General features: G+C 43.5%; 11 protein-coding genes and 12 tRNA genes. 1 reads left to right on the top strand and 22 read right to left on the bottom strand.

Annotated elements, in window-relative coordinates:
- Nucleotides 1-129: 129 nt before the first annotated feature.
- From K2225_RS18665 to K2225_RS18605, 13 genes are all read right to left on the bottom strand, one after another.
- Nucleotides 130-206 (bottom strand) — tRNA-Ile (locus tag K2225_RS18665).
- 18 nt (nt 207-224) lie between these two features.
- A tRNA-Gly gene (locus K2225_RS18660) sits at nt 225-298 on the bottom strand.
- 31 nt (nt 299-329) lie between these two features.
- Nucleotides 330-406: transfer RNA gene (locus K2225_RS18655), tRNA-Pro, on the bottom strand.
- Nucleotides 407-410: 4 nt separating this feature from the next.
- Nucleotides 411-487: transfer RNA gene (locus K2225_RS18650), tRNA-Arg, on the bottom strand.
- Between the two features lie 68 nt (nt 488-555).
- Nucleotides 556-643, bottom strand: a tRNA-Leu gene (locus K2225_RS18645).
- Between the two features lie 47 nt (nt 644-690).
- Nucleotides 691-772, bottom strand: a tRNA-Leu gene (locus K2225_RS18640).
- Nucleotides 773-780: 8 nt separating this feature from the next.
- Nucleotides 781-856 (bottom strand) — tRNA-Lys (locus K2225_RS18635).
- Between the two features lie 105 nt (nt 857-961).
- Nucleotides 962-1,036: transfer RNA gene (locus K2225_RS18630), tRNA-Gln, on the bottom strand.
- Between the two features lie 8 nt (nt 1,037-1,044).
- Nucleotides 1,045-1,121, bottom strand: a tRNA-Asp gene (locus K2225_RS18625).
- A gap of 14 nt (nt 1,122-1,135) precedes the next feature.
- Nucleotides 1,136-1,207: transfer RNA gene (locus K2225_RS18620), tRNA-Glu, on the bottom strand.
- A gap of 9 nt (nt 1,208-1,216) precedes the next feature.
- Nucleotides 1,217-1,307, bottom strand: a tRNA-Ser gene (locus K2225_RS18615).
- 4 nt (nt 1,308-1,311) lie between these two features.
- Nucleotides 1,312-1,386, bottom strand: a tRNA-Asn gene (locus K2225_RS18610).
- Nucleotides 1,387-1,560: 174 nt separating this feature from the next.
- Nucleotides 1,561-2,004 carry a SprT family protein gene (locus K2225_RS18605; RefSeq protein WP_220586128.1) on the bottom strand — a complete coding sequence of 148 codons (444 nt, stop codon included), beginning with the start codon at nt 2,002-2,004 and terminating at the stop codon, nt 1,561-1,563.
- A gap of 75 nt (nt 2,005-2,079) precedes the next feature.
- On the opposite strand from K2225_RS18605, the gene cmpA reads away from it, so the two are divergent.
- Nucleotides 2,080-2,190: a cortex morphogenetic protein CmpA gene (cmpA, locus tag K2225_RS18600; protein WP_089654570.1), complete on the top strand. Its 111-nt coding sequence runs from the start codon at nt 2,080-2,082 to the stop codon at nt 2,188-2,190.
- Between the two features lie 42 nt (nt 2,191-2,232).
- On the opposite strand, the gene K2225_RS18595 is transcribed toward cmpA, so the two are convergent.
- From K2225_RS18595 to K2225_RS18555, 9 genes are all read right to left on the bottom strand, one after another.
- Nucleotides 2,233-4,374, bottom strand: coding sequence for a Tex family protein (locus K2225_RS18595; RefSeq protein WP_220586131.1), 2,142 nt, complete (start codon nt 4,372-4,374; stop codon nt 2,233-2,235).
- Between the two features lie 320 nt (nt 4,375-4,694).
- Entirely contained in the window at nt 4,695-5,270 is a 576-nt protein-coding gene (locus tag K2225_RS18590) for a PP2C family serine/threonine-protein phosphatase (protein WP_370632784.1), read from the bottom strand.
- A 20-nt stretch (nt 5,271-5,290) separates the two neighbouring features.
- Nucleotides 5,291-6,070, bottom strand: a complete 780-nt coding sequence (sigB, locus tag K2225_RS18585) for an RNA polymerase sigma factor SigB (RefSeq protein WP_220586126.1) — start codon at nt 6,068-6,070, stop codon at nt 5,291-5,293.
- Nucleotides 6,042-6,518, bottom strand: coding sequence for an anti-sigma B factor RsbW (rsbW, locus tag K2225_RS18580; RefSeq protein WP_220586125.1), 477 nt, complete (start codon nt 6,516-6,518; stop codon nt 6,042-6,044). The genes sigB and rsbW overlap by 29 nt, the downstream gene beginning before the upstream one ends.
- A gap of 2 nt (nt 6,519-6,520) precedes the next feature.
- Nucleotides 6,521-6,850, bottom strand: coding sequence for an STAS domain-containing protein (locus tag K2225_RS18575; protein WP_146818263.1), 330 nt, complete (start codon nt 6,848-6,850; stop codon nt 6,521-6,523).
- A 65-nt stretch (nt 6,851-6,915) separates the two neighbouring features.
- A complete protein-coding gene (locus K2225_RS18570) occupies nt 6,916-7,926 on the bottom strand; it encodes a PP2C family protein-serine/threonine phosphatase (RefSeq protein ID WP_089654563.1) in 1,011 nt (336 codons plus the stop codon).
- Nucleotides 7,927-7,941: 15 nt separating this feature from the next.
- Complete coding sequence (locus tag K2225_RS18565; RefSeq protein WP_220586124.1) at nt 7,942-8,343, bottom strand: anti-sigma regulatory factor; 402 nt, start codon at nt 8,341-8,343, stop codon at nt 7,942-7,944.
- A gap of 2 nt (nt 8,344-8,345) precedes the next feature.
- Complete coding sequence (locus tag K2225_RS18560; protein ID WP_089654561.1) at nt 8,346-8,702, bottom strand: STAS domain-containing protein; 357 nt, start codon at nt 8,700-8,702, stop codon at nt 8,346-8,348.
- A 4-nt stretch (nt 8,703-8,706) separates the two neighbouring features.
- Nucleotides 8,707-9,576, bottom strand: a complete 870-nt coding sequence (locus tag K2225_RS18555) for an RsbT co-antagonist protein RsbRA (RefSeq protein ID WP_146818265.1) — start codon at nt 9,574-9,576, stop codon at nt 8,707-8,709.
- Nucleotides 9,577-9,746 lie beyond the last annotated feature (170 nt).

The raw sequence follows: 9,746 nt of genomic DNA, 5'->3' as shown, positions 1-9,746 counted from the left end.
CTCCATAAAAGTTAAGTTTGACTTGCTCATTTGCACACCGAATGTGCTTTGTTTCAAATCTCTTCTATAAAGAAGAAATGTTTTGACGTACTGGTTGGTTCGTTCAGTTTTCAAAGATCAAATAAATCATGGTGGGCCTGAGTGGACTTGAACCACCGACCTCACGCTTATCAGGCGTGCGCTCTAACCAACTGAGCTACAGGCCCCGATGACATTCAATAAAATGGAGCGGGTGAAGGGAATCGAACCCTCATCATCAGCTTGGAAGGCTGAGGTTTTACCACTAAACTACACCCGCAAGTGTATCAAATTGTTATTTAGGATTTCGATGGTCGGGAAGACAGGATTCGAACCTGCGACCCCTTGGTCCCAAACCAAGTGCTCTACCAAGCTGAGCTACTTCCCGTTAATGGCGCGCCCGAGAGGAGTCGAACCCCTAACCTTCTGATCCGTAGTCAGACGCTCTATCCAATTGAGCTACGGGCGCATTAAAAAAGCGACATTTAATATCTTATCATCTTTTGTGTTTTGACGCAAGTACTTTTTTTAAAAAGTTGGTGCGGCCGAGAGGACTTGAACCTCCACGGGATTACCTCCCACTAGGCCCTCAACCTAGCGCGTCTGCCGATTCCGCCACGACCGCAAAATTGCTGTAGAAACAATGGGATGCTGATCATGATAATTGGATAATGCGGGTGGAGGGACTTGAACCCCCACGCCGTGAAGCACTAGATCCTAAATCTAGCGTGTCTGCCAATTCCACCACACCCGCATAATAAATGGTGAGCCATGAAGGATTCGAACCTTCGACCCTCTGATTAAAAGTCAGATGCTCTACCAGCTGAGCTAATGGCTCCTATTAAAGGAATCTGTAACACTCAATGATGATGTTGTTTTTTGAAGCACAAGAAACATCATATAACTTATTCAGCTTTTTGTCAACTCTTTTTTGAAAAGAAAATGGCTGGGCCAGCTGGATTCGAACCAGCGCATGACGGTACCAAAAACCGTTGCCTTACCGCTTGGCTATGGCCCAAAAAAGAGTGGCGGTCCGGACGGGACTCGAACCCGCGACCTCCTGCGTGACAGGCAGGCATTCTAACCAACTGAACTACCGGACCATATTAAGGTTAAGTGACCCGTACGGGATTCGAACCCGTGTTACCGCCGTGAAAGGGCGGTGTCTTAACCACTTGACCAACGGGCCAAAAATAAATGGCGGAGAAGGAGGGATTTGAACCCTCGCGCCGCTTACGCGACCTACACCCTTAGCAGGGGCGCCTCTTCAGCCACTTGAGTACTTCTCCGTAATGGCTCCAACGGTAGGATTCGAACCTACGACCGATCGGTTAACAGCCGATTGCTCTACCACTGAGCTACGTTGGAATAATTTGCAATGTTTGTTGCTGTTTATCAGCGACGTTTTATATCTTATAACATTTCGCCCTCAGTGTCAAACCTTTTTTTATGAAAATTTAAGTCGTTTTTCATGTGTTTTTGGCTTGTTTTGTTAGGACTTAACTAATTTAACATGTGGTCGATCTTTCGTCAATGGAAAATTTACTTCTTTTTTATATTCCCTTTACATTTACCGCACCCGAAGCGTTTTGTATCTACACGTCTTTTCCGTTTGTATGTTTGTCCGCATTTTGTACAAACATAGTGATGGAAGTTCCCGCTCTTTTCGGAGGGTAATGGTGAACAGTGTCTCGGAGATCCTGTTCTTTTCAATAATTCCTTGAATTCACGATCACGATGTCCAAAACCTTTACCTTTTATATGAAGATGGTAATGGCAAAGTTCATGTTTAATGATGCCTTCTAATTCGACACCATTTAATTCTACTATATATTTCGGATTGATTTCAATCACTTTTTCAGAAGGAATGTATCTGCCTCCTGTTGTCCGAAGACGAGAATTGAAGTATACATCATGAGCAAAAGGCTTGTCAAAGTATTCTTCCGATAATTCATTGGTCCATTGCTGCAATTCCTGATCTGTCATAGGAACACCTCCCTCGTCCTTTGCATACTGTATCATAAGAATGAAAAAAGTTGAATATGAAGGAGATGACATCTTATGCCTTCCTGGTTGAAGAACCAAATGACAAAAGCATTCTTGAACAAAGACAAATATCAAATTAAAATGCTCAATCAATGCTGGTATTACTATCAGCACCTATACAAATAAAAACTACCCGGAAAGAGTTTCTCCAGGCAGTTTCGTCCAGGGTTATCCTTGATTGACCATAGTCAAAGCAATTCTCTGTTTTTGTACGTCCACTTGATCGACCCAAACAGTAACGACGTCCCCTACCGCCACTACGTCCATGGGATGTTTGACGAATTTGTCTGCGAGCTTCGAGATATGGACAAGCCCATCTTGTTTGACACCTATATCCACGAAAGCCCCAAAGTCTACTACGTTTCTAACGGTTCCTTCTAATTCCATCCCCTGTTCCAAATCTTCCATTGAAAGAACATTCGTTTTCAACAATGGCTTAGGCAAGTCGTCCCTTGGGTCACGCCCAGGCTGAACAAGAGATTTCATGATATCCCGCAGCGTCAACTCACCAATGCCCAATTGCTCCGCTACAGATGATGGTTCCACGCTTTTCAATTCTTCTGCTAACTTGTTCGTTCCGATATCTTCCGTGGTAAATCCGAACTTCTTCAGCAGTTCCCGTGTCGCTTTGTAAGTTTCCGGGTGGATCGGTGTACGATCAAGAGGTTCTTTCCCATCTAGTATTCGTAAGAAGCCAATACTTTGTTCGAATGTTTTTGCACCTAAGCGCGGAATGTCTTTGAGTTCGGAGCGCTTCGTAAATTTCCCTAACTCTTCCCGCTTTTTCACTACATTGTTCGCAACCGTTTTACTCAAGCCGGATACGTGCTGCAACAGAGATGAAGAAGCGGTGTTCACATTAACTCCCACTTGGTTTACGGCCGTTTCCACAACGAACGTCAAGGATTCATTTAGTTTTTTCTGAGTAACATCGTGCTGGTATTGACCGACACCTATCGATTTAGGATCAATTTTCACGAGTTCTGCTAATGGATCCTGAACACGACGAGCGATAGATACGGCACTTCTTTCTTCCACTTGAAAATCAGGGAATTCTTCACGCGCAAGCTTTGAAGCTGAATACACACTTGCTCCCGCTTCATTCACAATCATGTAGGACGCGTTCAGCTGATGTTTTTGGATCATATCGGCGATGAATTGTTCTGTTTCCCTGGAAGCTGTCCCATTCCCGATGGCCATCAGTTCAATATCATACGTATCCATAAAGGCAAGAATCTTTTTGTCTGCTCCGGCCGTATCATTTTTAGGTGCTGTTGGGTAGATGACGCCTATATCCAGCACTTTCCCTGTTTCGTCTACAACAGCAAGCTTACAACCGGTACGGTAGGCAGGGTCTACTCCTAGAACCACCTTCCCTTTCAACGGGGGCTGCAACAGGAGGTTTCGCAAATTACTCGAGAAAACTTCAATTGCCTGTTCCTCGGCCTGCTCAGATAACGCAGCTCGGATTTCCCTCTCTACAGACGGCTGAATTAAACGCTTATAACTGTCCTGGATCGCTTCCTCCAAAATGGAACGAAGCTTCCCGACGGTGTGACGTTTAATAACACTTCTTTCCAAATATTGAACGATAGACTCTTCAGGAGGTTGAACAGAAACTTTAATAACCTCTTCTTTTTCTCCACGATTAAGAGCAAGAACACGGTGGGACACGATAGAGCGAACGGGTTCTTGGTAGTCATAATACATTTCAAAAATGCCTTTTTCATCTTGATCTGCTTTCTTTTCAGATGAAGCGATGACACCCTTTTCGTGCGTCTGTTTTCTAATCTTTTCTCGATATGTAGGGTCATCTGAAATCCACTCGGCGATGATATCATTCACTCCAGCACGTGCATCTTCAACCGTATGCAATTCATGCTCATCAGAAAAGAAACCTTTCGCTTCCTCCTCAAAGTTGATGTCCTGCTGTTCCCAGACCTGTGTCGCGAGAGGTTCCAGCCCTTTCTCCTTGGCTACCGTCGCTCTTGTCCGACGCTTTTGTTTGTAAGGTCGGTATAAGTCCTCCACCTTTTGGAGTTTTTCAGCGGATTCAATTTCTTGGCGTAATTCTTCGGTCAGTTTGCCCTGTTCATCAATAAGGCGAATGACTTCTTCCTTACGCTGAACAAGGTTTGTTACATAGTTCCACTGATCTTCAATTTCCTTGATTTGCACTTCATCCAATCCGCCTGTCAGTTCTTTACGGTAACGGGCGATAAACGGTACTGTATTTCCTTCTTCAAGCAATTCAATGACTTGTTTGATTGTCTGTTCCTTCAATTTCGTCTGTTTAGCTACGAGCTTCATAAGCTCTGTGTTTTTATTTGTTTCACTCAACTAAATGACCTCCTTCAATGACGTCTCATCCATTGTATCAAATAATAAAAGAGAATACTTGAAGACTCCGTTTCGAGATATCTGAGGGAGTTTAGGGGCTCCGGGAAACCGTTCGCTTTTCATGGGACGGGCGGTGAGCCTTCCGGGGTCTCACCGCCCGCCCCTGACCATAAAAGGATCTCGAAACTAAGTCTTCCCCAATCCTGCCATATACTTGAATAAAATAAGATGAACATCCAAACAAAAACAATAAAACCCTCCATTCTACCTTGCGGTTCGAATGAAGGGTTTTAATTATAAGCCATGGCAATCAGAGTGATATCATCATCACGTGATTGACCGTATAATTCTTTGTATTGTTGAGTAATTTGCTCAACGTCTTTGGAATGAGTAAACTTCGAGGACAGACGACGATCGTTGACTCCGTCTGAAAACATAAGGAATACCATTCCTTTCTGCACAGTTCCGTGAGAAATTCTCAGTCTGCGCGGATAGCCTGATAGGTAACCTGCCAAGGGAATATTGCGATTACGCTTCCCGTCCGGGTCCACTGTAATAACCCCGATGTTTCCAATCGATGAATAAGAGTAAGTACGAGCTATAAAGTCAATCCTTAAAATACCCAGGACGACTCCTCGTTTCCCCACTAACACCTCATTGCATTTTTTAATTAGAGCTTCTAGATTCAAATCTGGATGTTCCTCTATCACTTCCATAACCGCCTTGGATGATTCGCGGGCCATTTCACCACTTCCGAGTCCGTCCGCAAGGGCACAAAGGAATGCATCCTCCGTTTCCTTGTAGAAATAGCTGTCCCCGCAATAATAATTTCCTTTTTTGGCTTTCTGGAAAATAGATAAATCCACCCGCTTATTCTCCTTTTCCACTAGAATACCTCGACAGATTCAGATTGCAAGGCTTCTCTCAGTTTTCTCAAGGCCCGCCTTTGCAAACGGGATACATGCATCTGGGAGATTCCCAGCCGTTCACCTGTATCTTTTTGGCTCATGTTTTCAAAATACGTGCATTGTAAAATTTCCTGCTCTCTTTCACTGAGAATCGGCAGAATCTTTTCTAAGAGCATCCTCTGATCAATGTTGGAATAACCATCTTCCTGGTTACCAATTAAATCGAGAATAGTGACCGTACTTCCGTCAGAGTCCGCTTCGATCTTGCGGTCAACGGACAAGGCCTTATAGCTTTTACCCATTTCCATCGTCTCAAGGATATCTTCTTCAGATACTTCTAATTCATCTGCAATTTCTTTGACGGATGGAGAGCGCTGCAAGGTGTTCGTAAGCTCTTCTGATACCTTTTTGATTTTCGGTCCAAGTTCCTTGATTCTACGAGGGACGTGGACGCTCCATGTTTTGTCACGAATGAAGCGTTTGATTTCCCCAATGATCGTCGGTATGGCAAAAGATTCAAAGGACTTCCCGAATTCAGGATCATATCTTCTGATTGCCGCTAACAGCCCCAACATGCCGACTTGAACCAAGTCTTCATGAATCGTACTGTTTTTTGAGTATTTACGAGCAATGGATTCTACAAGGTCCTTATAAACGAGGACAACCTTTTCCTGGACTTCTTCATCTCTCGGGTTTTCTTGTAGATAGGCGATCCATTCGTAAACTTCTTCATTGTGGTGTTGTGATTTGGTCGCCATCTTGACCCACCCCGGTTTCATGGAGATATTTTGTCATAAGGACAATGACTCCATATTTGCTATTAATTTCAACTTTGTCCATCAAAGCGTCAATGAGAAACAGGCCAAAGCCTCCTTCACGCAGTTCTTCAATATCATCATCTTGTTTATAAGGGCCGATATCTTCTTTGACTTCACCAAGATTAAAGCTTCCTCCATGATCAGCGACCATAACTTCAAGCCTGTCCTGATAAACACCGAAACCAATGGTGATTTCACCTTCACCCGTTTCTTTATATGCATGTTTCACAGCATTGGTAATCGCCTCGGAAATCGCTACTTTTAAATCTTCGATATCTTCGTAAGTGAATCCCATACGGTTGGCAATTCCTGAGATGCTCAAACGCACGACACCGATGTATTCCGCTTTGGCAGGTACCTTCACTTCAACAAAATCAAATGGTTCCATGTTTACATTCCACCTTGTACTGTAGACTCGATGTTTATAATTTCTGTTAACCCCGTGATTTTGAAGAGACGATAAACACGGTCCTGCATATGAACAAGGCGCATCTCCGATTCATGCTCCTTCGTCGATTTCAATGCGCTGATGAATACACCAAGACCAGTGGAATCCATGTAGTTCACATCCTGAAAATCCACTTCTACGACTTGGCCTTTTTCCTTCGTCAGCGGCAGCAATGTATCTTTTAATTTGGGTGCTGTGAATGCATCCACCTCTCCGGTTAGGACGACATTTGAAACACCATCATTGTTCGTAACATCTATAGATAAATTCATCATAATCCCTCCCAATGTTTCCTGAAAAACGTACTACATAATTTGATACCCTGTATGAATATTTGTTAAACGTTTCTTCGTAAAATAATCAAAGTAAAGTCATCTCTCAACTGGAAGTCCTGCAGACGCTCAAAATGTTTATAGACTTGATCCACAATTCCCTGCGCTGGAAGGTGGGAATATTGTTTGATGACATGTAATATCTCTTCCTGATCGATAAACCGATCCCCTTGTCGACATTCGGTTACACCATCGGTCAGAAGGATAATCATATCTCCTTTTTCTACTCTCTTTTCATACTGCTTATAAGTGACCTCAGGAGATACACCGAGCACAAGTCCCGGTACATCAATTTCTTCAAATTCATCCCGATCTTTATGATAATAATAGCCTGGTTCATGCCCGGCTGATGAAAAAGTAAATGTATGCTCGTTTGAATTATACAAACCATAGAACATCGTAATGAACATACTTGCATCCACGTTCCGTTCCACCACACGGTTCAAACTGCCGAGAATGACACTAGGGTCTGTGCGCATCCCTGAAAAACTATCCATTGAATATTTGATCATGGACATACATAGTGCAGCAGGTACACCTTTACCTATGACATCAGCGACAGCGATCCCAAGGCTCCCTTTTCCATCGTGGACAAAGTGGTGATAATCCCCGTTCATCTGCTTGGCAGGAACACTCAAAGCCCCTACATCAATTTCAGATAAATCAGGTTTCACGGTCGACAATAATGTTTTTTGCATATTGGCAGCGACGGAAATTTCCGATTTCAACTCAAGCTGCTTTTCCCGAAGCGTTTGATATTCCTGGTAAGCCAATCCGTAAGAGATCATGGTTTCCAGAAGAAAGTTCATAGACGACTGAATATACCTAGGCATATCCGGGTATATTTCTTGTAGTGATTGAATATGAACATTAATAATTTCTTCCGGTGAGATGTTCTGCTGCATGGAATGCTTACTGAACTGTTCCGCTTGATATAGAGCTTGCTCATCCTCGGTCTTAATATACTCTTGTAATAGTTCTTTATAATTTTCTAAATCGAGCTTCAATGTGTTCATCGCTTATTACCTCCTTTAACGGAGCCATTTGACGACAGTGATTTCCGTACCTTCTCCTTCGCTAGATACGATATCAAAATCATCCATCAACCGTTTCACCCCTGGCAGTCCTGCTCCGAGCCCTCCTGATGTAGTGAAACCGTCTTCCATAACTTGGCTGATATCTTTAATCCCAGGCCCTTCATCTGTAGCTACGATCCGAATGCCCTTTTTATTCATGTCTTCGAGTGCTTCGAAACAGACTTTGCCTGTTCCTGCGTATAAATAAATGTTCCGTGCCAGTTCAGAAATGGCCGTGGCAATCCTTGCTTGATCGACAGTCCCGAAGCCGATCTTTCTGGATATATCTCGTCCAAGTTGCCTGGCTCCGACGATGTCCCACTCCTTCTTAATATTGACACAGGATTGGAAGTCCATATTCACTCCTCCAATTCCTGGCGAAGTTTGATCAATCCTTGTTCTAGATCTAACGCGGTCGGGACATCTTGCATGTGTATACCTAGGTCAATAAGAGTCATTGCAACTGCCGGCTGGATTCCCGTCAAAACAACTTTGGCCCCCATCAAATCCGACATCGTCACAACGTCTCCCAACACTTTGGCAATGAAAGAATCGATGATATCAACGGATGTTAAATCTATGACGACACCTGTCGCTCCACTTTCATGAATCTTGCTCAAAAGGTCTTCCTGGAACTGGATGGCCGTCTGATCATCCAAATCGATTTGTATGGAAATGAGTAAATAGTTATGAAGCTTTAAAATAGGTATCCTCATGTTTTCACTCCCTATCTAGTGAATCAATTAATTTTTCGATGTCTTCATCGTTGTTCTGGGTTTCTTCAATTCGACGATTGGTTAATTCTAATGCTGTTTGGAACCCTTTACGTAATGAACTCTTCGTAGGGAACTTCCCTAAATCGATTCCAAGGTTCACGATCGTCTGGGCAATTTCAGGGCGAATCCCCACCAAAATGCATCGTGATCCGATCAGTCGCACAGCTTCTGCCGCTTGGATGATGTGATGAGCAACCATCGTATCCACAACCGGAACACCTGTAATATCGATCAAAACAACTTCAGCATTATGCTTGATCACTCCGTCCAACAGGTTCTCCATGATTAACTTGGCCCGCTCCGTGTCGATGGTTCCGATCAGAGGCATGATCGTGATGTTTTCCATTACGGGGATTAAGGGTGCGGAAAGCTCTTGTAAAGCCACCCTTTGCAAGGATACGATGTGCTCCCAGCTTCCTGAATACTCGTTGACGAGACGGTTGATGATCGGGTCAACCCAGCCATCTACTTTCCGAAGGACCTCAGAAAAGTAATCTGAATCGATTTTATCCGATTGTTTGAGAATGAAATCCGTTACTACACGCCGGAACACTTGCATCCCGTCCGTTAAATAACTCAACGGCCAGCCAAGATTGATCAGGCGTTCAGAGAAATCATCCAAGTCCGAAGATAATCCCTGCTTCTCAATGCTTGAGAAAATCACGTTGACAAATTCACGGTTCGTGCTTTCGAACATTTCATCAGAAATCGTCGATGTATACTCATTCTTCTTATGGGTGTTAACTTCCTCCAACCACATTTTGACAATGTCATCACTATGCTCTACCACTACATTTTTCAGTCTTTCGTCCATTATCTAAACCTCCGCCTCATAACCCTCTATGGTTCGTCCTTATACTATTTGAATATAATTTTATCAGAAAAAGAAATTCTTTTACACCATTTGCCCTTGCCCTCATTAATGGAGCCTGCTCCGTCTCACTTACACATGAGTATCTTTCCCATACCCTTTGTAATATTACA

Origin of the sequence: Halobacillus sp. Nhm2S1, from assembly GCF_019599545.1 — a bacterium.
GTDB lineage: Bacteria > Bacillota > Bacilli > Bacillales > Halobacillaceae > Halobacillus.
The sequence above is the reverse complement of the archived record's forward strand: the minus strand, read 5'-3'. Positions and strand labels throughout refer to the sequence as shown.